At 39.5% G+C, this 25,640-nt stretch carries 22 protein-coding genes, 1 tRNA gene and 1 pseudogene; 18 read left to right on the top strand and 6 right to left on the bottom strand.

Going from position 1 to position 25,640, the window contains the following annotated elements:
- The first annotated feature begins 234 nt into the window (after nt 1–234).
- Together EZ444_RS27350 and EZ444_RS27825 are read left to right on the top strand one after the other, a co-directional pair.
- Nucleotides 235–684: a hypothetical protein gene (locus EZ444_RS27350; protein ID WP_131607435.1), complete on the top strand. Its 450-nt coding sequence runs from the start codon at nt 235–237 to the stop codon at nt 682–684.
- 12 nt (nt 685–696) lie between these two features.
- Nucleotides 697–888 (top strand): annotated as a pseudogene (locus EZ444_RS27825) (putative phage abortive infection protein); the annotation flags it as partial.
- Nucleotides 889–998: 110 nt separating this feature from the next.
- Here the strand turns inward: EZ444_RS27825 and mobC (EZ444_RS03975) are convergent.
- The 3 genes from mobC (EZ444_RS03975) to mobC (EZ444_RS03965) are packed head-to-tail and all read right to left on the bottom strand — an operon-like array spanning nt 999 to nt 4,729.
- The gene (gene mobC / locus EZ444_RS03975) at nt 999–3,050 is read right to left on the bottom strand and encodes a conjugal transfer protein MobC (protein ID WP_131607434.1); all 2,052 of its coding nucleotides are present in this window, start codon (nt 3,048–3,050) and stop codon (nt 999–1,001) included.
- A gap of 9 nt (nt 3,051–3,059) precedes the next feature.
- Entirely contained in the window at nt 3,060–4,337 is a 1,278-nt protein-coding gene (locus EZ444_RS03970; protein WP_131607433.1) for a relaxase/mobilization nuclease domain-containing protein, read from the bottom strand.
- Complete coding sequence (mobC, locus tag EZ444_RS03965) at nt 4,322–4,729, bottom strand: plasmid mobilization relaxosome protein MobC (protein ID WP_131607432.1); 408 nt, start codon at nt 4,727–4,729, stop codon at nt 4,322–4,324. Before mobC (EZ444_RS03965) ends, EZ444_RS03970 begins: the two co-directional genes overlap by 16 nt.
- A gap of 474 nt (nt 4,730–5,203) precedes the next feature.
- Here mobC (EZ444_RS03965) and EZ444_RS03960 point away from each other — a divergent pair, with 474 nt between their 5' ends.
- The 3 genes from EZ444_RS03960 to EZ444_RS03950 all read left to right on the top strand — a co-directional run bounded on the left by EZ444_RS03960 (nt 5,204) and on the right by EZ444_RS03950 (nt 7,998).
- The gene (locus EZ444_RS03960; RefSeq protein ID WP_131607431.1) at nt 5,204–5,998 is read left to right on the top strand and encodes a hypothetical protein; all 795 of its coding nucleotides are present in this window, start codon (nt 5,204–5,206) and stop codon (nt 5,996–5,998) included.
- Nucleotides 5,999–6,194: 196 nt separating this feature from the next.
- On the top strand, nt 6,195–6,410 hold the full coding sequence (locus EZ444_RS03955; protein WP_131607430.1) for a hypothetical protein: 216 nt from the start codon (nt 6,195–6,197) through the stop codon (nt 6,408–6,410).
- Nucleotides 6,411–6,456: 46 nt separating this feature from the next.
- A complete protein-coding gene (locus EZ444_RS03950) occupies nt 6,457–7,998 on the top strand; it encodes a recombinase family protein (RefSeq protein WP_131607429.1) in 1,542 nt (513 codons plus the stop codon).
- Here EZ444_RS03950 and EZ444_RS03945 read toward each other — a convergent pair.
- The 3 genes from EZ444_RS03945 to EZ444_RS03935 form a co-directional block, all read right to left on the bottom strand.
- Nucleotides 7,988–8,061, bottom strand: a tRNA-Arg gene (locus tag EZ444_RS03945). The two genes, EZ444_RS03950 and EZ444_RS03945, sit on opposite strands and share 11 nt — an antisense overlap.
- Before the next feature lie 99 nt (nt 8,062–8,160).
- Nucleotides 8,161–8,625, bottom strand: a complete 465-nt coding sequence (locus tag EZ444_RS03940; protein ID WP_131607428.1) for a redoxin domain-containing protein — start codon at nt 8,623–8,625, stop codon at nt 8,161–8,163.
- Between the two features lie 33 nt (nt 8,626–8,658).
- On the bottom strand, nt 8,659–9,567 hold the full coding sequence (locus EZ444_RS03935; RefSeq protein ID WP_131607427.1) for an SDR family oxidoreductase: 909 nt from the start codon (nt 9,565–9,567) through the stop codon (nt 8,659–8,661).
- A 217-nt stretch (nt 9,568–9,784) separates the two neighbouring features.
- Between EZ444_RS03935 and atpD the strand changes: the two genes are divergently transcribed.
- The 13 genes from atpD (at nt 9,785) to EZ444_RS03870 (ending at nt 25,613) form a co-directional block, all read left to right on the top strand.
- Nucleotides 9,785–11,290, top strand: a complete 1,506-nt coding sequence (gene atpD, locus EZ444_RS03930) for a F0F1 ATP synthase subunit beta (protein ID WP_131607426.1) — start codon at nt 9,785–9,787, stop codon at nt 11,288–11,290.
- A 65-nt stretch (nt 11,291–11,355) separates the two neighbouring features.
- Entirely contained in the window at nt 11,356–11,598 is a 243-nt protein-coding gene (gene atpC / locus EZ444_RS03925) for an ATP synthase F1 subunit epsilon (protein WP_131607425.1), read from the top strand.
- A 624-nt stretch (nt 11,599–12,222) separates the two neighbouring features.
- Entirely contained in the window at nt 12,223–13,113 is an 891-nt protein-coding gene (locus tag EZ444_RS03920) for a branched-chain amino acid transaminase (protein ID WP_131607424.1), read from the top strand.
- Between the two features lie 36 nt (nt 13,114–13,149).
- The gene (gene ilvD, locus EZ444_RS03915; protein WP_131607423.1) at nt 13,150–14,847 is read left to right on the top strand and encodes a dihydroxy-acid dehydratase; all 1,698 of its coding nucleotides are present in this window, start codon (nt 13,150–13,152) and stop codon (nt 14,845–14,847) included.
- Nucleotides 14,848–14,883: 36 nt separating this feature from the next.
- Nucleotides 14,884–16,623, top strand: coding sequence for a biosynthetic-type acetolactate synthase large subunit (ilvB, locus tag EZ444_RS03910; protein WP_131607422.1), 1,740 nt, complete (start codon nt 14,884–14,886; stop codon nt 16,621–16,623).
- A gap of 9 nt (nt 16,624–16,632) precedes the next feature.
- Nucleotides 16,633–17,250, top strand: a complete 618-nt coding sequence (gene ilvN / locus EZ444_RS03905) for an acetolactate synthase small subunit (protein WP_131607421.1) — start codon at nt 16,633–16,635, stop codon at nt 17,248–17,250.
- A gap of 11 nt (nt 17,251–17,261) precedes the next feature.
- A complete protein-coding gene (locus tag EZ444_RS03900; RefSeq protein WP_131607420.1) occupies nt 17,262–17,729 on the top strand; it encodes a DinB family protein in 468 nt (155 codons plus the stop codon).
- Nucleotides 17,730–17,770: 41 nt separating this feature from the next.
- Nucleotides 17,771–19,252, top strand: a complete 1,482-nt coding sequence (gene ilvC, locus EZ444_RS03895; protein ID WP_131607419.1) for a ketol-acid reductoisomerase — start codon at nt 17,771–17,773, stop codon at nt 19,250–19,252.
- A gap of 56 nt (nt 19,253–19,308) precedes the next feature.
- A complete protein-coding gene (locus EZ444_RS03890; RefSeq protein WP_131607418.1) occupies nt 19,309–20,817 on the top strand; it encodes an ATP-binding cassette domain-containing protein in 1,509 nt (502 codons plus the stop codon).
- A 16-nt stretch (nt 20,818–20,833) separates the two neighbouring features.
- Nucleotides 20,834–21,997 (top strand): 2-isopropylmalate synthase, encoded by a 1,164-nt coding sequence (locus EZ444_RS03885; RefSeq protein WP_131607417.1) that lies wholly within the window; start codon nt 20,834–20,836, stop codon nt 21,995–21,997.
- 42 nt (nt 21,998–22,039) lie between these two features.
- Nucleotides 22,040–23,455: a 3-isopropylmalate dehydratase large subunit gene (gene leuC / locus EZ444_RS03880; protein WP_131607416.1), complete on the top strand. Its 1,416-nt coding sequence runs from the start codon at nt 22,040–22,042 to the stop codon at nt 23,453–23,455.
- Nucleotides 23,456–23,472: 17 nt separating this feature from the next.
- Nucleotides 23,473–24,069, top strand: coding sequence for a 3-isopropylmalate dehydratase small subunit (gene leuD / locus EZ444_RS03875; protein WP_090786584.1), 597 nt, complete (start codon nt 23,473–23,475; stop codon nt 24,067–24,069).
- 26 nt (nt 24,070–24,095) lie between these two features.
- Nucleotides 24,096–25,613, top strand: coding sequence for an alpha-isopropylmalate synthase regulatory domain-containing protein (locus EZ444_RS03870; RefSeq protein WP_131607415.1), 1,518 nt, complete (start codon nt 24,096–24,098; stop codon nt 25,611–25,613).
- The last annotated feature ends 27 nt before the right edge of the window (nt 25,614–25,640 follow it).

Here is a 25,640-nt window from a genome sequence, read left to right as displayed (position 1 = left end):
TGATTGAACTGGATAAACAGCATCAAAATTTTCTTTCACTCCATCGTCAAAAAATGTTTTTTATTATCTCCTGCTTTATCCTGGCCTGTTCCTCAGATACTTCTTGAAATTGAACAGTAACTGTATACAACTTTTCCGATTTCTTATCAGCGACAGCCGTCTTATATCGAATTGTTTTCACATCCCTCTTTTTATGATCTTCCATAAGTCTTATCATCTACCGAAGCCAGAAAATTGTTGGAGTGCTCAACGATCAATGCTCTATTTTCAGGATTAGCTTTCGCCGGTATTATATGGACGATACTTCTCCAACGAAATGCACTTAGACTACAACGGGAAGATCCAAAACTACCTAGGGATAAAGCTGTTGATCAGAACAAAACCTTAAAGTTACAGCGTTTTGAAAACACCTTTTTTAATATTCTTAATGTGCGGAATGAAATTATTAGAAATCTTAAACATAGAAACTTTGAAGGACGAGAAGTTATGGACGAAGAACAAAAAGATCTATTTGGCTTTTTAAGCGTGGAAAATTACGCAAAGCTCCATTCGACTCCATTACAACCTCAACGAAATGTTTTAAATAAAATTCCACAATCGGATCTTGAATCAAAAGAGTTGTTAAATGATTTCTATCGAATTTATTATTATAATCGTTTTGCAAGCAATTTCAATCATTATTAGAGACATCTTTACCATATTTTTATATTCATTTACTTTTCAAATCTTGATTCAAAAGAAAAGAATTTTTATGCTACGCTTGTTCGTGCCCAACTTTCACAACGCGAATTGTACCTTATCGCATTCAACAACGTTATTAAAGGCTTCGGTAATCCAAATTTCCTTTATTTAACCAAAGAGTATTATATACTTCAGAATATGGATTGATCATTTGTAACCCCATCAGCATTTAAGACATTGATAGAAAATGAAATCAGAGATGTCACTTATTCATTTGCATTGGATAAACCGACGCACACCAACTACTAAACAGCAAATCACAAGGACATAGTCTGCTGCTGCCCTTTACTCGTTTTCCCTTTAACAGCAGGAACAGACTTCCTGATCGGCCGCTTCCTCGCCCTAGTTTTCTTCTCTAGAACCGGCTGCTCTTTCTCCTCCACTTTCAATTCAGTCCTGACAACCTCCTGAATATCATTCTTGATCCTGATGTAATTCTCCTGCAAATCATCATAACTCACCTTCCTGATCAAAGGAATAGGCACATAAGCAGCCTCTTCTCTGGCAATCCCCTCATGATCATTCTGCAAACCTGCATGGAACATCTTTAAATCGATCTTTTCACCAGGACTATCCGCCACAATCCCCACAAATTCACCAGACGATAAAGTCGCAATTTTAGAAGCCGGAATCGCATAATCCAGCTGCGTAGATTTAGAAACAGAAGTTTCCGAGCTATTGATGCTCACACTTTCCCTATCCTGCATGATCTTACCAAAAGTCTCAGAAAGCTTCCTGGCACTATCCCCCGTCACCTGGCCACTGATGATATTACCCGAAATGCCCGCAATAATTTCCGCAAATTCAGTACCATACTCCTTCTTCAGCTGCTCAATAGACTGAATCCCCAATGTACAACTGATCAGATTCGATCTGCCGGTACTGATTGTACTCACGATGCCCGTTGCCACCAAAGTCGGAAACTCATCAAAGATCAGGCTCGACTTTAACTTCCCTTTCTTATTCACCAGCTTCAGTAACCTGCTCACATATAAAGACAATACCGCCCCATAGGTATCAATCTTCTGCGGGTTATTCCCCATACACACAATCTTAGGTGCATCAGGATTATTGATGTCCAGCGTAAAATCATTACCCGAAAGCACATAATACAGCTGAGGAGAAGACAATCTCGCCAGCCCAATCTTGGCAGAAGCAATTTGTCCCTCCAGTTGCGCCATAGCATTGTTCCGGTAAGCCGAAATAAAAGGATTGATCAAAGCCTTAATTTCTTCCTGTTGTTGTAACAACGCAAACAACGGATCATAATCAATCATCATCAGCTCTATCACATGCGGCAAAGTACAATACTTCCCATTCTGATATTTACGCAAATACCAGATGATCGCTGTTAAAAAGTTAATCGGGCTTTCCACAAAAAAATCCCCCGTCTTCTTCAGCCATTCCTTATTTAGTCCAAGCATAATTGTCCTACTCGATTCCGTAGCATCCGTAATATCCTCCATACTATCCGGATCAAGCGGGTTACACCTATGCTTAGGATTCTCCAGATCAATCACATAGAATTCAGGCTTGACTTTATAATGCCTATGATATTTCAGCAGCTTGTTATAAGCCATCCTGCTCAAATCATCAAATTTGAAATCATACAAAAACATCGCAAATCCCTTTTTCAAATGCTGGTCGATGATGTGCCGGATCACAAAATAAGTCTTCCCCGCACCCGCAGAACCCGACACTAAAATGCTTCTAAAAGGATTCACTACATTGACCCAACCATTTCTGACCACTCCCTTCAACCTGTATTTGGTAGGCAGGTTCACCGAATACTCATTTTCTAGCAGCCGTTCTTCCTGCGGAAAGGTTTCATTTTCGGAGTTGAATACATCTTTGCTCAAATTGAGTTTGATCAACCTCGATAGCCAGCTGCCCCCAGTAAGGATCAGTAAATACCCAATACCAGTTAAACCCATATACAAGCCAGCAATGAGGGATATGCTCCCTGGCAGGTAAAACACCAGCAGGCTTAAGAAATAAACCAGCAGCCCACATAACAGGTAGGCGACTATGCTGTTCCTTTGGATCTTCTCATCCTTTTTACCTTTTACGCCCAACAAGGATATGCACAAAAACAGTAATGCAGCCAGTTTGGCTTTGAGCAGGCCAATAAACAATCCTGTCTGTGCGACATTTTCCGCCATACGGTCTGTAATTTCTGCCGTTAATCCCCATAGCTGAAAAGCCCGGTGACAAACGATATAAAAATGAATGATCAATATGGCGATGCTGATTAACCTCGTCAGGTCAATGATCTTGCGCAAGCCTTGAATATCTTCTCCTGTATTCATATAAAATAATTATAAAGTCAACTCCTGATTCATTTGCGGACGACGTTTTTTCCGCTTCTTTCTTCTGCGCGGCATACCTATACCATATTCAGGCTGCGTTTTGGCCAATAATGCCTCTAAAAAATTTGTATTTACCTCGGTGTTCATATATTCTTTAGGCCATTGCTGAATTTGAGTGCGTGGTTGTTCTTTAGTCTTTACTGATGGTTTATTTTCCAAAGCAGTCCTTTGAATCGCAGCTATAAACCGATCCGTTAGTGCCTTCGCGCTATAGCTCTTACCCAGATCACTTCCATTAAACACAGTCTGGCTGTGGTGATCCACATAAGTAACCCCAAAAATAAAACCTTGTGCATTTTGACGAAAAGCCACCTCAATCCCCTGCTTTTTCAATTCCAGCTCAAACTGAGATCTGGACATTTTACCCTTTGCGCTCAACACCTGGTCGATCCGCTGTTTCAGACCAGCTTTATACTGTTTTCTTTTTTCTATATTTCTGACAAATAGCTTCTCCAGGTTTTTCAGTGTTGGCCTGGCATAAAAAGCACTCGCCTTTACCGGAACTCCTATAGGCTTACCTTTTTCATCCAGCATGGAAAACATCAATCCTTTATGCTTATACATCGGTGTATCTTCTCCCCCACGTAAAGCCACCACATTGAAGCACTTTAGAATGGCGTTAAATTCGGCCAGAGAAGTAAACTTGTAATCCCGCGTCACGCCCGTCAGGATATTGCTGATGGCTCTTTTGGTCGGAATCTTACCATATTTGACTTTTCCAGCTTCCACCTTTTTGATCCCAGGTTCCTTTTGGATGTTCTTTGATTCAGCCTTCACCAGGTTAAACTCCGTTTCAATTTCTTTTCTGGCCTCTTCTGATTGAAAGGCATTGTTGTGCAACTCTATCCTTTTCCCCTTCGCGGTGATATTGGTGGTCACGATATGTACATGCATGTGCGCAGCATCATCATGACGGTAAACCAGAAAAGGCTGATCCCCGTAACCGATCTTTTCCATGTAACGGTTAGCGATCTGCTGTAGCGTGAAATTATCCAACTGCTCAGTGGAATGGAAGTTAAGCGAAATGTGCAAAGTGTTGGTCCTCACCTCAGGCCTTAATTCCAACAGGTGTTTAAAACGGTTCAGTTTCTGGTTAAAATTCATCTGCTGGATTTCCCCTGCAAAACCACTGGCCATAATCAAACTCGCCTCCCCATGGTCCACCTTATTCTCATTGTAATGCAGTGCCCCCCTAATGGTCTTACCCGGTATTATCCTTGCAACCATTTGTCCGCGAGTTTGGAAATGATGATTAAGAGTTCATCCACCTTGACATCAATCTTTTGATATTGGTCAGCTGCTTTTATTGCATAAAAAGTGCGCTTGGCTTCAGACTTGTCCTGGTTGAAACTACGAGTGATCTGGTTGATGTTGACACCAATCGCCCTTAATTCCTTACGAATCAGTGCCAGTTCTTCCATAGTTGCATTCATTGTAATGTCCTTATAAAAGAGGGTGATCTTCTCCTGGCTCAGGATCTTTCTGGCAACCCCGCCCACAGAATGACAATCGCTATTCCGGCTGATCTTATCTAACCTGAGGTAGACTTTTTCAGTTACCCTGGTTCTGACAAAATGTGTTAATACTGATTCAGGATTGGTTGATTTCTTTCTGGGCATAATCGGTTTATATTGAAATAAAAAGAGGCAAGTTCCGCAGCCTGTAAAAGGTTTTCGTGGACGAAAATATATCTTTGCTTAGACCACTCGGGCTACATAAAGCTACTTATAACAGTGCTTTTAAACGCTTGTTAGTGATTGAACTAGGATGTATGGATTGGCTATTATTTACCGGACGGTTTGTTCAGAACTTCGAGGTGGCTTGAATTGTTCAAGGGGAACAAAAGTCCTTAGGAGTTGCCGGATTTTGACACGTGGATCGGCCTTGACTTTCTTTAGTTTCAGATAAGGACTTCCTTTATATTTTCTGCCCTTCAGATTCGGGTCTTTGGTTTTCCTTGACGGCAATCTTGTTTCCTCTAGTTGCGCTTTCAGTTTTATTGTTTTGTTCATGACTATGTGATTTGATAGCCAAAGGTGGAAAGGGAGAAAATGGGTTGGTCACTAGTGGTGATAAATAATTATATTTAAAATATGGAAAAGGAAAAACCAGCATTCAGATTAAAGTATAATGGAGTAGTTGTTATACAATCGCTTCCAGACAATGAACCTCAGACAGGTAAACAGTTGTATGACGATACTATAGCCAGATGGTGTGATAAATATGAGCATGGAAAATACTTTTATAACCCTAGCTCAAAAAAGGAATTACTTGATGTTCTGAACGAAGTATGTAATAATGTTTTGAAGGATGATTTAATGCCAATTTTGCATTTTGAATTGCATGGCTTTAAAAAGGGGCTGGAACTTAAAAATAAGGAACAAATTCTTTGGCATGAGTTTATGGATCACTGCCGTTTAATTAATATCAGAACAAACAATCAATTGATCATAACTTTAGCCTCATGTTGGGGTAGTGAAATTTGGCGAATGATAGATATAACCAAACCTTCACCTTATTGGGGTTACATTGGTCCGAAAGAGGAGATTAGCTCTGGAGACCTAATGGAAGATTTTAGTGATTTTTATGATAGCTTATTAACAGAACAGAATTTGGATAATGCACTTAAAAAGTTAGCATTTAATGATCGAAGACACAAATACATTTACTTACATGCTAAAGGCATATTTGAACATCACATAGAAAAGAATTACAAAGGAACAACCATCAACAAAAACGAAACTTTCAAGCGCTTAGCTAAGCAGGCGAAGGAACATTACCCGAACCTAAACCGTGCTGAAAGAAGAAATCGCGTCAAAACCAATGTAAACACATTTAACAGAACAAGCTTTATTTATAAGATGAAAAAAGCATTTCTAATGACCTGAGGAGTTCTGAGCAAAATCAGACACCTGAACTTACTGTAGCCGTAAAATAATCTAACTCCGAAGGCAAATTGAGCAGTAATATTTACCTCTAGTGGTGACCAGCTTATTTTCTCCTCATAAAAATCGAGTTTTATTCATCACTACTAGAGACAATACTAATTCATTCTCTTCCATGTTTGCATTTTAACTATGCAACATGAAGAATTTCAGACCTACTGGTAAACGTACCATCACCCCTCAAAAAGCCATCAAAATCCTCCAGCAAAATGGCACCATCATAACTGAAACCGAAGCAGAACTTATTTTGGATTTCATGTATAAATTCGCTAAATTATCGGTCAAACAGATGATTAACAAGGCTTCAGGTGAAAAATCACCAGAAGTAAAAACACCAAGAAAACTGTTTAAATAATCGATTTATTTATTCACCAACTACATGAAATGAAAGGAGAAATTTAATGAAAAGAGCATGTTTATACATCAGGGTAAGCACTGATGAACAGGCCGACAAAGGCTTTTCCCAAAGGGATCAGGCTGAACGCTTACAAACCCATTGCTTAAAGAACGATATCCTGGTCACCAGGATCATTTTTGAAGATTATTCTGCAAAGACCTTTAATCGCCCGGAATGGACGAAATTATTGGCAGATATGAAGAAATCAAGAGGAGAAGACTTTGATTACGTCATGTTCACCAAATGGGATCGATTCAGCAGAAATACAGCAGATGCCTACCAGATGATCCGGATCCTCACTGTTGATTACCAGACCCAACCGATTGCCATCGAACAGCCTTTAGACTTATCTGTACCTGAAAGCAAGACCATATTGGCCGTTTACCTATCCATGCCCGAAGTAGAAAATGACAGAAGAGCTTTGAATGTCACCTATGGCATGAGAAGGGCAAAAAAAGAAGGTCGCTGGATGGGACTGGCACCAATAGGTTATAAAAACAGGATTACACAAGACGGCAGGAAGTATATTGCCATCCATGAACCAGAAGCCAGTTATATGAAATGGGCATTTGAACAACTTGCTGAAGGTACACTGGCAACCGAACATGTGTGGATGAAGGCAAGGGAAAAGGGCTTGAAATGTAGCCGGAGTAGTTTCTGGGACTATATCCGTAACCCCGGCTATTGTGGTAAAATAAGAGTTCCACAATTTAAGGATGAAGAGGCACAATTGGTCGATGGACAACACGAGCCTTTGATTTCCGAAAGGCTGTTTTACCAGGTTCAGGATATGCTGGAAGACCGGAAGCGCCAGTTCAAAAACAAGAAAGGGACAAAAGCGGTTTCCCCACGCTCCCTTGCTTTAAGAGGTTTCTTAATCTGCCCAAAATGCAATAACCTGTTAAGCGGAAGTGCATCAAGAGGTCGCAAGCATTACTATCATTATTACCACTGTAGTTGTGGGACCAGGTTTAAAGCAGAACCAACCAATATTTTGTTTGAACGTATGTTAAAACAATTCGTTCCTAAGCGTGGAATGGCTGAATTGTTTAAAGCTGTAGTTTGTGACGCATTTTACGATTCCAAAACAAGGAGACCGGACTATAATCGAACCGTCGAATTCATCACCCTACAGAACAACAGAATTACTAAAGCCAGAGAATTATTACTGACTGATATCATCAGTGGTAAAGAATACCAGGAAATCAAAAAAGAATGCGATGATAAGATCGTAAGGGCTGAAGCAGAATTAAAGCAATTTAATAACCGGGACACAGAAGATCTCGATATTGAAGGCCTGGCAGATTTAGCTACCAAAAACCTGCAAAAACTATCTCAATTTTATTCAGATGCTGATTCTGATATTAAAAGACTAATTATAGGTTCCGTTTACCCTGAAAAATGGGTGTTTGACGGAGAGTCTCATCGAACCACCAAAATCAATCAAGCTGCCGAGCTTATCTACCAGATAAACAACAAGTTAAGATATAAAAAAACCGGAATAAAATTTCTTGAAAAATTTCATTCCGGTGAAGTGCACTTGTAGGGATTCGAACCCCAAACCTTCTCATCCGTAGTGAGATGCTCTATCCAATTGAGCTACAAATGCGTTTCTGTTTCGTTAACAGGATGCAAAAGTAATGCTTGAAATTGATTTTACCAACTTTTTTTTGAAAATAATCTCAAGCATTACCCTTAAAAATTGAGCTTAAGCTTCTACTACTTTCTTAATCGCATCAAAATCAGGCATGTTACCGGCATCCTCTAAAACCTCAGAATGGATAATTTTTCCTTCTTCATCAATTACAAAAGCTGCTCTTTTTGCTACTCCCTTTAAATTAAGAACAAAATCTTCATAAAATGAACCGTATGCTTGTGATGTTTCTTTGTTGAAATCTGACAATAAAGGAAACTGATAAGCTTGTTCTTCTTTAAACTTAGCCAATGTAAAAGGAGAATCAACTGAAATACCTACAACATCAGCATTCATTCCCTGGTAAAAACCAAAGCTATCTCTCATTGTACATAACTGTGCAGTGCAAACACCTGTAAACGCCAAAGGGAAAAAATGTACAACCAATTTCTTTCCTTTATAATCTGAAAGTGATACATCTTTCAAATCAGTACTTAATAATTTAAAATCCGGGGCGTTATCGCCAACTTGTAATGCCATATTAGTTTATTTTTTATTAATGATATATTCTTTTTATGTACGCTGACTTAACTGCTGATCAACTATTGCCAGTCCTTCTTCAAAACTTCTAGGGTTATAACCCAGTTCAGAAATGGTCTTATCTAAGATGAAACCTGTTCTTGCTGGTCTTTTTGCCGTTTGATTTAAAGTTTCGGCACTAATCTCGTTAATCAGGCTTTTATCTAAATGCCAATAGTCCGCTACACGGGCTACCAATTCAGAAATACTCATCATATCTTTTCCCGAAGCATTATACACGCCTCTTGCGTCTTTCTCTACAGCCAGTAAACAGCAATCTGCTAAATCTTCAGCTAAGGTTGGCATCCGCCACTGATCATTCACTACATTAATAGGATTACCTTTTTCAAGTGCACCTTTTGCCCAAAGCACGATATTACTCCTACTCATATCACTTACAATACCATATACTATAATGGTACGAAGGATTGCCCAGCGGCAGGTAGAATTTTTAATCACCTCTTCGGCTTCCAATTTAGTAATCCCATAATAACTTAAAGGATTGGGAGCAGCCATTTCATCGTAAGGACCGTGCGCGCCATCAAATATAAAATCTGTTGATAAATGGACCAACTGAATATTGTGTTCTTCACAAAGCGATACCAGCGTTTTCACCGCTTCAACATTGAGTTGGTGTGCCAACCCTTTTTCTGATTCACAGGTATCCACATTGGTCATTGCCGCGGTATGAATAATCGCATCTGGCTGATACTTTTCCACAACTTCCCTAACATTTATAGGATCAAGAATATCCATTTCAACATAAGTGTAACCTGCTTTAATAGGAAAGCGATTAGCCCCTTTAGAAGTTGCGATGAGATTAAACTGATTCGTTTCCAGCAATCGTTCTGTTAATTTCTGGCCTAAAAGGCCATTACTACCTGTTACCAGTATTGTCTTCATGAGCTTATAATTTCTTAATTAACAGTCATACAAGGACCTAAACCCTAGATTTTATGCTGCTTAACTACTCGCTAAAATACCATTTTAAAAACTGTTGAAAAACTTTTTATTTATATATGCAATTCTTGTATAAAAATTTTAACTTTGCAAACCAAATTGTAGGCTTATAAAAGAGCCTTTAACAAATTGATATTTATAATTTTACCCAAAACAATATATGCCTAACATTGGAAAAATAGCGCAGATTATAGGACCGGTAGTTGACGTGAGTTTTGCTGACGATGCTCATTTACCTCAAATTTTCTCTGCATTAGAGATTGAAAAAGAAAACGGACAGAAGGTCGTTTTAGAAGTTCAACAACATCTTGGTGAAGACCGCATACGTGCAATTGCAATGGACTCGACCGACGGTTTAGTTCGCGGAATGAAAGTACTAGATACTGGATCTCCTATCACAATGCCTGTTGGTGACCAAATTAAAGGTCGTTTATTCAATGTTGTTGGTGAAGCTATTGATGGTATTAGTGCCGTTGATAAAGCCGATGGCAGACCAATTCACAATGCCCCTCCTAGATTTGAAGATTTATCAACTGAAACTGAAGTACTTTTTACAGGTATTAAAGTAATCGATTTATTAGAGCCTTATGCTAAAGGTGGTAAAATCGGTTTGTTCGGTGGTGCGGGTGTTGGTAAAACCGTATTAATTATGGAGCTGGTAAACAACATTGCGAAAGCATATGCTGGTTTATCTGTATTTGCTGGTGTAGGTGAGCGTACTCGTGAAGGTAATGACCTTTTACGTGAGTTTATCGAATCTGGTGTAATCAACTATGGTGATGACTTTTTGCATTCAATGGAAAAAGGCGGATGGGATTTGAGTAAAGTTGATACTGAAAAATTAAAAGAGTCTAAAGCAACATTGGTGTTCGGTCAAATGAACGAGCCTCCTGGAGCACGTGCTCGTGTAGCTTTATCTGGATTAACAGTTGCTGAATATTTCCGTGATGGTGATGGCGAAGGCGCTGGAAAAGATATCCTTTTCTTCGTTGACAATATCTTCCGTTTCACTCAGGCTGGTTCTGAGGTATCTGCCCTATTAGGTCGTATGCCTTCGGCGGTAGGTTACCAACCAACACTAGCTACTGAGATGGGTTTGATGCAAGAGCGTATTACTTCAACTAAACGCGGTTCAATTACATCTGTACAAGCTGTATATGTACCTGCGGATGATTTAACTGACCCTGCTCCGGCGACAACATTTGCCCACTTAGATGCAACAACTGTATTGTCTCGTAAAATTGCTGAGTTAGGTATCTATCCTGCGGTGGATCCATTGGATTCTACTTCACGTATCCTTTCTCCTGCTGTTTTAGGTGACGAACACTACAATACTGCTCAACGCGTAAAAGAAACTTTACAACGTTATAAAGAACTTCAGGATATCATCGCCATCTTAGGTATGGATGAGTTATCTGAGGAAGATAAATTGATCGTATCTCGCGCTCGTCGTGTGCAACGTTTCTTATCTCAACCTTTCCACGTTGCTGAGCAATTTACAGGATTAAAAGGTGTATTGGTTGACATTAAAGATACCATCAAAGGATTTAACATGATCATGGATGGTGAAGTTGATGAATATCCAGAAGCAGCATTTAACCTTGTAGGTAGCATTGAAGAAGCTATTGAAAAAGGTAAAAAACTATTAGCGGAAGCAAATAACTAATATTGATAAATAGCGGCGAGATTTGAGTCATTGGCTCAAACCTCGCCGCTCCTATCTAAAAGCAAATGACACTAGAAATATTAACACCAGACAAGAAAATTTTTGAAGGCGAGGTAACAGCTGTTACCGTACCGGGAACAATGGGTTCGTTCCAGATTTTGCACGACCATGCTCCGATTATTTCTACTCTGGAGGATGGCCCCGTAATTATTAAAAGCAAAACCGGCGATAATACCTTTATTATTAAAGGTGGTGTGGTTGAGGTCTTAAAAAACAAAATTATTGTTTTGGCCGAAGGGGTTGCTTAATATTTTATCATACAATATTGAGAAGCCCTTTGAAATTTCAAAGGGCTTTTTTTGTACCTAAAAAATAAAGCATTACGTCATCCTGAATTTATTTCAGGATCTCACAAGAAAAAGGCAACCATGCAGGTGCGAGATGCTGAAATAAATTCAGCATGACGAAGAGCATAAGCATCAAATTATTCAATTTTTTTCCTGAGATACCAAGTTTTAGGAAGAAAATCACAAAAAATACAATGCTGGCATAATACCCATACCGAATACCGAAATCATATTCGGTATAACATCATCCAATTAACATACCAAAAACAACAAAAACAACAAACTATAATCTGAAAGAGATAAAAAACACAGAATTATATTTTTTTTCAATTATTTTCGCCCAGCTATTGATAGTTTAAACAGCAACGACTAAATTGGATTTATAAAGCAATAACAAATAAACGATACAATGAACCTTTCAATTACAGCATTATATAATGTCATTATTAACCTAATTATTCTTCTGATTCTTCAGAAGGACAAGGCGCTGTAAATGAATATTTAATAAAAAATATACGCAAGCGCCCCCAAAAGTGGCGCTTTTTTAATGAAACAATACCTTAAAAAAACAGAACCTATAACCAAATGCAATATTTCAACTCAAATACAGTGCTTTACTTAAACGGCCAGTTTCAAAAAGCAACTGACACGACTGCAGATATTTATGGGCAGTCATTACACTATGGCTATGCTGTATTTGAAGGAATAAGAGCATACCATACCCATAATGGAACGCGGGTTTTTAAAGCCAGAGAACATTATGAACGCTTAAAACGCTCTGCGGAATTGGTTCATATCCCCTTTCCCTGGGATGTAAATGACCTGATTAAACAGACATACAAATTATTAGAAATCAATAATTTGAAAAATGCATATATCCGCCCGCTAATTTATTGCGCACCTAATATGTCATTAATAGGCGGTACAAAACCCTCCATTATGATATGTGCATGGGAATGGGGCGCTTACCTTGGACACGAACAATTAAAAGTTTGTATTTCGAGTTATGAAAGACCCAATCCTAAATCAACGCAAATAGAAGCTAAAGTAAGTGGCAATTATGTAAATTCTATATTGGCCACAACAGAAGCGAAAAGCAAAGGTTTTGATGAGGCATTGTTGCTAGACATGAATCAAAATGTTGCTGAAGCTCCGGGTGCAAACGTCTTTATTGAAAAGAATGGCAAATTGTTTACGCCACCGCTTGGCAACATTTTACCAGGTATCACTCGCGCAACAGTTATAGAACTATGCCATATCCTTGAGATAGAAGTTATAGAAAAACATTTAACGGTAGCAGATTTGAAACATGCAGACAGTGCTTTTTTCTGCGGCACAGCTTCAGAAATTGCCGGTATAGCCTGCATTGATGAATATCAATTCCCATCAAGATGGATTGATAGTATCGGCGCAACGATACAACGTACCTACAAATGTTTGGTATTAGAAAAACAGAACTACGAAGTAATAATATAATAAAACACATTAAAAAAAACGACCTAACCATATATTATGTCACAAACACCAGAAATTAACCGTTACAGTAAAACTTTTACACAAGACCCAACACAACCAGCTGCACAGGCGATGTTGTACGGAATTGGATTGACCAAAGCAGATATGGATAAAGCACAGGTCGGTATTGCCAGCATGGGATATGATGGAAATACCTGCAATATGCACTTAAACGATCTGGCTCAAATTGTAAAAAAAGGTGTCTGGAACAATGATATGGTGGGTTTAACCTTCGGCACGATTGGCGTAAGTGATGGGATGTCTAACGGTACTGATGGTATGCGTTACTCTTTGGTATCTAGAGATGTAATTGCAGATTCTATCGAAACCATTTGTGGTGGACAATATTATGATGGACTGATCACCATCCCTGGTTGCGATAAAAACATGCCAGGTTCGATCATGGCAATGGGTCGCTTAAACCGTCCATCTATTATGGTATACGGTGGAAGTATCCACTCCGGAAAATATAAAGGTGCCTCATTAAATATCGTATCTGCGTTTGAAGCTTTAGGGCAAAAATTAGCAGGTAATCTGGAAGAAGAAGATTTTCAGGGCGTAATCAAAAACGCTTGTCCGGGTGCAGGTGCATGTGGTGGCATGTATACCGCAAACACCATGGCTTCAGCTATCGAAGCTTTGGGCATGAGTTTGCCTTACAGCTCATCCTACCCTGCTACAAGTGAGGAGAAAAAGAAAGAATGTATAGATGCTGGACAATATATCCGCACCCTTTTAGAGCGGAATATTCTTCCTTCTGACATCATGACTGACAAAGCATTTCACAATGCAATTGTAACTGTTATGGTATTGGGTGGTTCTACCAATGCGGTATTGCACTTAATTGCAATGGCTAAATCTGTTGGCTTGAACTTAAAACTAGAAGATTTCCAAAGAGTTAGTGACAGCACCCCGGTATTGGGCGACTTAAAACCAAGTGGAGCTTACTTAATGGAAGATTTACACGAGATCGGTGGTGTTCCAGCTGTATTAAAATATCTATTAAAAGTAGGATTGGTACATGGCGACTGCTTAACCGTTACCGGTAAAACTTTAGCTGAGAATGTTGCTGATGCTGCTGATCTTGATTTTGAGACGCAGAAGATCATCTTCCCGATAGAAAATCCGATCAAAGAAACTGGTCACTTGCAAATGCTTTATGGAAACCTTGCAACCAAAGGTTCTGTAGCTAAAATCAGTGGTAAAGAAGGCGAGAAATTTACAGGTCCTGCGCGCGTTTTCGATGGAGAGAAATCGCTTATGGCTGGTATTCAAAGTGGAAGAGTGAAAAGTGGAGATGTAGTGGTGATCAGACAAGTTGGTCCTAAAGGTGCACCTGGTATGCCGGAAATGCTAAAACCTACTTCATTAATTATCGGTGCAGGTTTAGGTAAATCGGTTGCTTTGATTACTGACGGACGTTTCTCTGGAGGAACACATGGTTTCGTAGTAGGCCACATCACTCCTGAAGCATGGGACGGTGGAAACATTGCCTTGGTACACGATGATGATGTCATCACCATTGATGCGGTAAACAACTCTATTGATGTTCACCTGACTGATGAACAACTGGCTACCCGTCGCGCGGTTTGGACACAGTTACCTCCACCCGTCACCAAAGGAGTGCTCTACAAATACATTAAACAAGTAAGCGACGCCAGTGAAGGCTGCGTTACTGATGCCTACAACGGTTAAACAAATTTAAAAACCTCATTACCTAAAAATAAAACAATGAATACAGCACAAGAGGAAGCAACCACCTTAGCAGAACCAAAGAAGACGATAAACGTTTCTGGTTCGGTAGCTTTATTGGAAGGATTAATTGCCGAAGGTACGGATACCATTTTTGGCTATCCTGGTGGTGCAATCATGCCAATTTATGATGCATTATACGATTATAAAGATAAATTAAAACATATTCTGGTACGCCATGAACAAGGCGGTACACATGCCGGTCAAGGTTATGCACGTACCTCTGGAAAAGTTGGTGTAGTATTCGGCACCAGCGGTCCGGGTGCAACCAACCTGGTTACAGGTTTGGCAGATGCTCAGATAGACAGTACACCTATGGTTTGCATTACTGGTCAGGTTTATGCACACTTGTTAGGTACTGATGCTTTCCAGGAAACCGACGTGATCAACATCACGACTCCGGTAACCAAATGGAACTACCAGATCACTGATGCCACAGAGATTCCAAGTGTATTGGCTAAAGCGTTCTACATTGCGCGCAGCGGCAGACCGGGACCGGTATTGATTGACATTACTAAAAATGCCCAGTTGCAAATGTTCGATTACGAGGGCTATACGCCTTGCGATCACATCCGTAGCTATCGCCCAAAACCTTTGATCAGAAAAGAATATGTACAGCAAGCTGCTGAACTTATCAATTCGGCAAAGAAACCATTTATATTATTTGGACAAGGCGTTTCATTGGGTAATGCTGAGCAGGAATTTAAAGCTTTTGTTGAAAAAACTGGTATTCCGGCAGCATGGACAATTTTAGGTGCTGGCGCAATTGCAACTGACCACCCTTTAAATGTGGGTATGTTGGGTATGCATGGTAACTATGGCCCTAACGTACAAACCAATGCTTGTGATGTACTGATTGCTATAGGTATGCGTTTTGATGACCGCGTAACTGGTCGTTTAGATAAATATGCCAAACAAGCTAAAGTAATCCATTTAGATATTGATCCTGCAGAGATTGATAAAAACGTTAAAGCCGATGTTCCTGTTTGGGGTGATTGTAAAGAAACGTTACCGCTTTTAACTGCATTGGTAGAAGAAAAACAACACACAGAATGGTTAGCTGAATTCAGGGCTTTCGATAAAACAGAACAGGAAGTTGTCATTCAAAATGAATTACATCCAGCAAGTGGTGAATTGACCATGGGTGAGGTAATTAACCAATTGAATGAAATCACTAAAGGTGAAGCTGTAGTTGTAACTGACGTAGGTCAACACCAAATGGTAACTTGTCGTTATGCTAAGTTTAACCACACCAGAAGCAATATTACCAGTGGTGGCTTAGGAACTATGGGCTTTGGCTTACCTGCAGCTATTGGTGCTAAATTTGGTGCGCCAGACCGTACCGTTGTGGCGGTAATCGGTGATGGTGGTTTCCAAATGACTTTACAAGAATTAGGTACCATTATGCAAAGTGGTGTGGATGTGAAAATCATGATCCTAAACAACAGGTTCCTGGGTATGGTTCGTCAGTGGCAGCAATTGTTCCACGACAAGCGTTACTCCTTTGTGGACATCGCCAGTCCGGATTTTGTTAAACTGGCCGATTCTTATTACATCGCCGGCAGAAAAATCTCTGAGCGTGAGGACTTAGTTGGCGCTTTAACAGATATGTTGAACCATAAAGGCTCATACCTCTTAGAAGTAATGGTAGCCCAGGAACACAACGTATTCCCGATGGTTCCCCAAGGTAGCAGTGTTAGTGAAATCAGACTTAAATAATTAAAGACCATGAGCAATTCGCAGGATACAGAATTAAATGGAAAACAGGAATTTACGATTACTGCATACACCGAAAATCAGATCGGTATATTGAATCGTATTGCCATTATATTTTCAAGAAGAAAAATCAATATAGAAAGCTTAAATACCTCTCCTTCTGAGATTGAGCATATCCACCGCTTCAATATCGTGATTCACGAAACAGAAGAAGTTGTACGTAAGCTTTGCCGTCAGATTGAAAAACAAGTAGAGGTATTGAAGGTATATTACAATACCAATGGCGATATCATTTGGCAGGAGCTTGCGCTTTACAAAGTGCCTACAGACATCGTTGCAGAACGTGCTCCGGTAGAACGATTGCTTCGTGAGTATGGTGCCCGTGCGGTAGTGATCCGTAAAGATTATACCGTGTTTGAAGCGACTGGACACAGAGAAGAAACCGATAAACTGATTGAAGTTTTACAACCTTATGGGCTGATAGAATTTGTAAGAAGTGCAAGGGTAGCGATCATCAAAGACAGCGAAGGCTTTAATGCTAAACTGAGAGAATTTGAACGTAGAGAACCAGGACAGGATGTTATTGAAAACGAATTCCTGGATAAAGAAAAGAATGTATTTAGCATGTAACGCTTAGCAAGATGGAATACCTTTTAAATATTACAAGACAAACGCGCGAGAACTTCATCAAGTTGATCGAAACATCAACTGTTGAAGAACTGAACGAAATTCCGGCAGGTTTTAACAACAACATCATTTGGAATTTCGGACACATCGTTGCTAGTCAGCAAGGTTTATGCTACCGACTGGCCAATGTTGAGCCTGTAATTGAAAAGCAGTACATACTGCCTTATACAAAAGGGACGAAACCTGAAAAGTTTATCGATGCCGAAGAAATCAATAGCCTAAAAGAAATGATGCGTAATACCATCAATCAGTTAGAAGAAGACCTGAACGGCAATAAATTCATGACCTACAATTCGTTTAAGACCGCTTATGGTGTAGAAATAAAAAGTAGTACTGAAGCTGTTCAATTCTTTGTAGTACATGATGCGCTGCATTATGGAATTGCTTCGGCGATTAAAAAAGTGATCAATACCAATAAATAAAAATAAAACGAACCTTAAAAAAATCTAAAACAATAAAAAAGATGTCAAATTACTTTAACACATTACCTCTTAGAGAACAACTGAACCAATTGGGCGTTTGCGATTTCATGGACAGCGCTGAATTTCTAGATGGTGTAAATGTATTGAAAGGAAAAAAACTGGTAATTGTAGGCTGTGGTGCACAAGGCTTAAACCAGGGTTTAAATTTAAGAGATAGTGGTTTAGATGTTTCTTATACTTTGCGTAAGGAAGCTATCGAAGGCAAAAGAGATTCATGGAAAAATGCTACAGAGAACAACTTTACTGTAGGCACTTACGAAGAATTGATCCCAACTGCTGATGTTGTAATTAACCTTACTCCTGATAAGCAACATACTGCAGTAGTAACTGCAATTATGCCTTTGATGAAAAAAGGTGCTACTTTATTGTACTCTCATGGTTTCAACATTGTTGAAGAAGGCATGCAAATCCGTAAAGACATTACGGTGATCATGGTTGCTCCAAAATGTCCAGGAAGTGAAGTTAGAGCTGAATATGTAAGAGGATTTGGTGTACCTACTTTAATTGCTGTACACCCTGAGAATGATCCGGAAGGAAAAGGTTTGGCACAAGCAAAAGCTTACTGTGTTGGAACTGGTGGTCATAGAGCTGGTGTTTTAAAATCATCTTTTGTGGCTGAAGTAAAATCTGACTTAATGGGCGAGCAAACTATCCTTTGCGGATTGTTGCAAACAGGCTCGATCCTTTCTTTCGATAAAATGGTTGAAAAAGGTATTGATGCTGGTTACGCTTCGAAATTGGTTCAATATGGTGTTGAGGTAATTACTGAAGCCCTTAAACATGGCGGTGTAACCGGTATGATGGACAGATTAAGCAACCCTGCTAAAGTTAAAGCTTTCGAAATTTCGGAAGAATTGAAAAACATCATGCGTCCATTGTTCCAGAAACATCAGGATGATATCATGAGTGGAGAGTTTAGCAGCACAATGATGGCTGACTGGGCTGCTGGTGATAAAAACTTATTGGCATGGCGTGCTGCAACTGGCGAAACTGCTTTTGAAAAAACTCCTGCTGGTGATGTTAAAATTGCCGAGCAAGAATATTTTGACAACTATACTTTAATGGTAGCTTTTGTTAGAGCTGGTGTGGAATTGGCTTTCGAAACCATGGTTCAAGCTGGTATCAAACCTGAGTCGGCTTACTATGAGTCGTTGCACGAAACTCCACTTATTGCCAATACCATTGCACGTAAGAAATTATTTGAAATGAACCGCGTAATTTCTGATACTGCTGAGTATGGTTGCTATTTATTTGACCAGGCTTGTAAACCATTGTTAGCTGATTTTATGACTAAGGTTGATACTGACCTTGTTGGTAAAAACTTTAATGAAGGTAAAGATGGTGGTGTAGATAACAGAACACTAATTGCCATAAACGAAGCATTGCGTACACACGAAGTTGAGGTAATCGGTACCAAACTGAGAAAAGCAATGACTGCAATGAAATCTATTAAAACAGCATAAACATAAAATAATTAGCTGCATCTTTTTTTAGGTGCAGCTAATTACAAAACAACAAAATGTCACAACCCGTCGTCCATATCGCCAATCTTAACTTAAAGTACCAGTCCAAACCTGTGTTACAGGATTTGAATTGGACTATAAATAGGTATGAGAATTGGTTATTATGTGGAACAAGCGGAAGTGGCAAAACTTCATTGGCAAAAGCTATTGCTGGTGTAGCGCACAGTTACGGGAACATTAAAATTGAGTTTAATGCGCAAAGTAATTTGCCTGCAACTGTATATTATGTAGCGAACTGGTTTCAGTTTAAAGATTTAGAAGGTCAGTCTAACTTCTATTATCAACAGCGTTACAACAAGCAGTCGACAGAAACTACGGCGACTGTAAAAGCGGAGTTAGAAAGCTTTGGCAAAAAACACGCGCTTCAGTTTAATGAACTGGACAGCATTTTAGCTGCATTAGGCTTTTCGGAATTGAAACACTCTACCCTTATCCAATTATCCAGCGGAGAGCATAAAAAATTGCAATTGGTTAAAGCCATATGGTTAAAACCACAGGTATTGATCTTAGACCTCCCCTACAATGGCTTGGATACGCTTTCTCGTCAAAACTTAAATGCTTTATTGGAAGAAATTTCTGAAGCCGGAACGCAGTTGATTTTAATTAGCAACGACGATGAATTGCCTTCATGCATAAATCGCTTCGCGGTGATTAAGGAAGGTCAGTTGGTTGAAATTTCGGCGGATGAACGTACTGGCAATGAGTTCGACACATTGGATCAACCTGTTCCAGCATTTTTGGCTGAAACAATGGTTACTTCTTCTTCGGCAGAGATCATTAAAATGATTGATGTAAACATCAGTTATGGTGAAAAAAGGGTGCTTAAAAACATCAACTGGGAAGTTAAAGCTGGCGAAAAATGGGTATTGCAGGGCCATAATGGTTCGGGTAAATCAACTTTATTAAGTTTAATTTGTGGCGATCATCCACAGGCCTATGCCAATAATTTCCATCTATTTGGAAATAAAAGAGGTAGTGGCGAAAGCATCTGGGAGATTAAAAAACGTATTGGTTTAATATCTCCGGAATTACATTGGTATTTTGATCCTTCGGCAACAGTTTTCCAAAGCATCGTTTCAGGATTTTATGATAGCTCGGGCTTATTTTGTGATCCCGGATATTCTAAAAAAGTGCAAACGGATGAATTGATTAGCTATTTCGGTCTGGATGAATTTAAAAATACCTTGATGAATGAACTCCCTCTGGGCAAGCAACGACTGGCTTTGCTGGCCAGAACGATTGTAAAAAACCCGGAGCTATTGATCCTGGATGAACCTTGTCAGGGTTTAGACCAGCAGCAAACTAAACATTTTAACAGACTGGTAGATGGATTGTGTAAAAATGGAACAACACTAATTTATGTTGGCCACTTTGAATCACAATTGCCAGACTGCATTGAAAAAAGAATCTTATTAGAAAACGGAGCAGTAAAATCCGTAGAAAACATATTAGAAAGCGTTGAGATCGCAGAAAGCGTTGAGAACGTCGAAAATTTTGAATACTAATTAAACACTAAGAATTATGTTACACGATCCGAATAGAGTTTATGTATTTGACACCACCTTGCGTGATGGTGAACAAGTGCCGGGTTGCCAATTGACGACCCCAGAGAAAATAGAAATTGCTAAGGAACTTGAAGCGCTGGGCGTAGATGTTATTGAAGCAGGATTTCCTATTTCGAGTCCAGGCGATTTCCAAAGTGTTGTAGAGCTTTCAAAAGCTGTATCTGAACCAATCATCTGTGCATTAACCCGTGCAAATAAAGGTGATATTGATTCGGCAGTTGCTGCATTACAATATGCCAAACGTCCGCGTATCCATACAGGTATCGGTTCGTCTGACATGCACATTAAACATAAATTTAACAGTACAAGAGAAGAAATACTTGAACGTGCCGTTGAAGCCGTTAAATATGCCAAGAAATCTGTAGAGGATATTGAGTTTTATGCAGAAGATGCTGGCCGTGCTGATGTTCGCTTCCTTGCCCAAATGGTAGAGGCAGTTATCGCAGCGGGTGCTACTGTTGTAAATATACCAGATACAAACGGTTATTGCTTGCCAGATCAATATGGCAGCAAGATCAAGTTTTTGAAAGAGAATGTAAAGAACATTGATCAGGCGATCATATCTGTGCATTGCCACAATGATTTAGGTTTAGCTACCGCCAATTCAATTGCTGGTTTGCAAAATGGTGCACGTCAAATTGAAGGTACCATTAACGGTATCGGTGAGCGTGCAGGTAACACTTCTATCGAAGAAGTGGTTATGATTTTAAAAACGCACGAGATTTTAGGTTTGCACACGAACATCAACACTAAAAACTTTTACGAATTAAGCCGTATGGTGAGCTCGCAAATGCGTATGCCTGTACAGCCGAATAAAGCGATTGTGGGTAGCAATGCCTTTGCACACAGCTCTGGTATCCACCAGGATGGTTTCTTAAAGAACCGTGAGAACTACGAAATTATCCGTCCTGAAGATGTTGGTTTCCCTGATGCAAGTATTGTACTGACTGCACGTAGCGGCAGACATGCTTTAAAATTCCACTTAGAGCGCTTAGGTTTTAGTTTGAGCAAAGAGGAATTGAGCGAAGTATACCACCGTTTCCTTACGGTAGCGGATAGTAAATTAGATATTAATGACCAAGATCTTTTGTTGATGATGGGCAAGCAGCAATTAGCTTAGCCATCATTTTACAATAATGAATTTATAATAAAAAAGAAAAAAATGAGCAAGACATTATTTGATAAGGTGTGGGACACTCACGTTGTACGTAAAATAGAAGGTGGCCCTGATGTGCTTTTTATTGATCGCCATCTTATTCACGAAGTAACCAGCCCTGTTGCCTTTTTAGGTTTAAAAAGCAGGGGGATTAAAGTATTGTATCCTGAGCGTACGTTTGCTACGGCAGATCACAACACGCCTACAATTAACCAACATTTACCAGTTGAGGATCCACTTTCGGCTAATCAATTAAAAGCATTAGAATCAAACTCTAATGAATATGGTATCAGTCACTGGGGCTTAGGTCACCAAAAAAATGGTATTGTTCACGTTGTAGGTCCAGAGTATGGTATTACCCAGCCGGGTGCGACTATTGTTTGCGGTGATTCACATACTTCTACACATGGTGCTTTTGGTGCTATTGCTTTTGGTATTGGTACTTCTGAAGTAGAAATGGTGCTTTCTACACAATGTATCATGCAGCCAAAACCTAAAAAAATGCGTATCAATGTGAATGGCAAATTAGGTTTAGGTGTTACGCCTAAAGATGTTGCTTTATTCATTATTTCTCAGTTAAGTACTTCTGGTGCTACTGGATATTTTGTTGAATATGCAGGTGATGTTTTCGAAAACATGACTATGGAAGGCCGTATGACGGTTTGTAACTTGAGTATTGAAATGGGTGCTCGTGGTGGTATGATTGCTCCTGATGAAACGACTATCGAGTATGTAAAAGGTCGTGAGTTTAGCCCTAAAGGCGAAGCATGGGATAAAGCATTGGCTTATTACAAAACCTTAAAAACTGATGCTGATGCAGTTTTTGATAAAGAATTAACTTTCGATGGTTCTTCGATAGAGCCAATGATCACTTATGGTACTAACCCAGGAATGGGAATGGGTATCTCTCAGGAAATTCCTGATGCTGCTCATGCTGAAGGTGGTGCTGCAACCTATGCTAAATCATTAGGTTACATGGGCTTCTCTGAAGGTGATTCTATGATCGGCAAGAAAGTAGATTTCGTTTTTGTGGGTAGCTGTACAAATGGTCGTATTGAAGATTTCAGAGCATTTACTTCTATCGTTAAAGGCAAGCACAAAGCTGATGATGTGACTGTTTGGTTAGTTCCAGGCTCGCATATTGTTGAGGCACAAATTAAAGAAGAAGGTTTATTGGATATTTTAACAGAGGCTGGCTTTACTTTACGTCAACCAGGTTGTTCTGCTTGTTTAGCCATGAACGACGATAAAATACCTGCCGGAAAATATGCGGTAAGTACTTCTAACAGAAACTTTGAAGGAAGACAAGGTCCTGGTTCCAGAACAATGCTGGCTAGTCCCCTAGTTGCTGCTGCTGCTGCTGTTACAGGCGTGGTTACAGATCCTAGAACACTAATTGAGAACGTTGAAGAACTTGTCTAACACAAAAAAAGATTAAAATGGCTTACGATAAATTTAATATACTTACAAGCACTGCGGTTCCACTTGCAATAGAAAACGTGGATACCGACCAATTGATTCCTGCACGCTTTTTAAAAGCTACAGAACGCGTTGGATTTGGTGACAACCTATTCCGCGATTGGAGATACAATCCGGACAATACTCCTAAAAAAGATTTCGTATTAAATAACCCTATCTACAGTGGTAAAATACTAGTGGGTGGCAAAAACTTCGGTTCTGGTTCATCAAGAGAGCACGCTGCATGGGCTGTTTATGATTACGGATTCAGATGTGTGGTATCTAGCTTCTTTGCTGATATTTTTAGAAACAACTGCTTAAACATTGGCGTATTGCCAGTACAGGTTAGTCCTGAGTTTGCTGAAAAGATCTTTGAAGCAATTGCAGCTGATCCTAATACTGAACTGGAAGTTAACTTACCTGAGCAAACAATTACACTTTTAGCATCAGGAGAAAAAGAGACTTTTGAAATCAGTCCTTACAAAAAAGACAACATGTTGAATGGCTTTGATGACATCGATTATCTGCAGAGTATAAAACCAGAAATTGAGGAGTTCGCTTTACATCTTCCTCTTTAACCAACCAAACAACCAACCCCCTGAACATGGAAAGAAGGAAAATAGAGATAATGGACACTACATTGCGCGATGGAGAACAAACATCGGGCGTGTCTTTCTCCATTTCAGAAAAACTAACGATCACCCAGTTATTATTGGAAGAACTCCATGTTGACAGGGTGGAGATTGCTTCTGCACGTGTATCTGATGGAGAATTCCAGGCTGTAAAATCCATTTTAAACTGGGCTGAAACGAATGGCTATGCAGATCGTATAGAGGTATTGTCTTTTGTTGACAATGGTGTTTCTATAGACTGGATGTTAAATGCTGGTGTTAAAGTTCAAAACCTATTAACCAAAGGTTCATTAAACCACTTGACGCATCAGCTTAAAAAAACACCGGAACAGCATTTTGCAGAGATTAAGCATGTTGTTGATCTGGCTGGCGCTCATAACATCGCCACTAATGTTTATTTAGAAGATTGGAGCAATGGAATGCGTAATTCACCTGAGTATGTTTTTCAAATGCTGGACTTTCTAGCTACTCAGCCTATAAAGCGAGTTTTACTACCGGATACCCTGGGCATTTTAACGCCTTGTGAAACCTTTAAGTTTATTAAAGATCTGCAATCGAAATATCCAGATACTCATTTTGATTTTCATGCACATAATGATTACGACCTGGGTACTGCAAATGTATTGGAAGCCATTAAAGCTGGGATAAGTGGCTTACACTTAACCGTAAATGGAATGGGTGAAAGAGCTGGAAATGCTGCAATGGCTAGTGCTATTGCTGTAATTAAAGATTTTGCACCGGAGGTTGAAGTACAGTTAAAGGAATCTTCTATTTATAAGGTAAGTAAGCTGGTAGAGACGTTTTCGGGTGTTAGAATCCCTTCGAACAAGCCGATTGTTGGTGATCATGTATTTACCCAAACTGCTGGTATCCATGCTGATGGAGACAATAAAAACAATCTTTATTTTAATGATCTGTTGCCGGAACGTTTTGGCAGAAAAAGGAGTTATGCTTTAGGCAAAACATCTGGTAAAGCCAACATCGAAAAAAACTTGCAGGAGCTAGGACTGAAACTAAATGATGCCGATCTGAAAAAAGTTACGCAACGAGTAATTGAATTGGGTGACAAGAAAGAAACGGTAACGAAAGAGGATTTACCTTATATCATTTCTGACGTATTGGATAGTAATCTTTATGAAGAAAAGGTTATTGTTGAATCGTACGTATTGATGAATTCTATGGGTTTACGCCCATCTGCAACAATTTCGGTGATCATTGACGGAGAGAAATTTGAAGAGAATGCACAAGGTGACGGCCAGTTTAATGCTTTTATGAACGCCCTTACCAACGTTTATGCTCAGAAAAAAAGATCTTTACCTAAGCTGATTGATTACGCGGTGCGAATAGCTCCGGGAAGTAATTCTGATGCTTTGTGTGAAACCATCATTACCTGGGAAACGGATCAAAAAATATTTATTACCAGGGGTCTGGATTCAGACCAAACCGTTTGTGCAATTAAAGCTACCCAGAAAATGTTAAACATCATTTAAGGGTTAACAAAAAGAATATTATCAATA

The sequence above is a fragment of the Pedobacter hiemivivus genome (assembly GCF_004331685.1).
GTDB classification, from domain to species: Bacteria; Bacteroidota; Bacteroidia; order Sphingobacteriales; family Sphingobacteriaceae; genus Pedobacter; species Pedobacter hiemivivus.
Note: the sequence above shows the minus strand (reverse complement) of the source record. Positions and strands in the feature narration are given on the sequence as shown.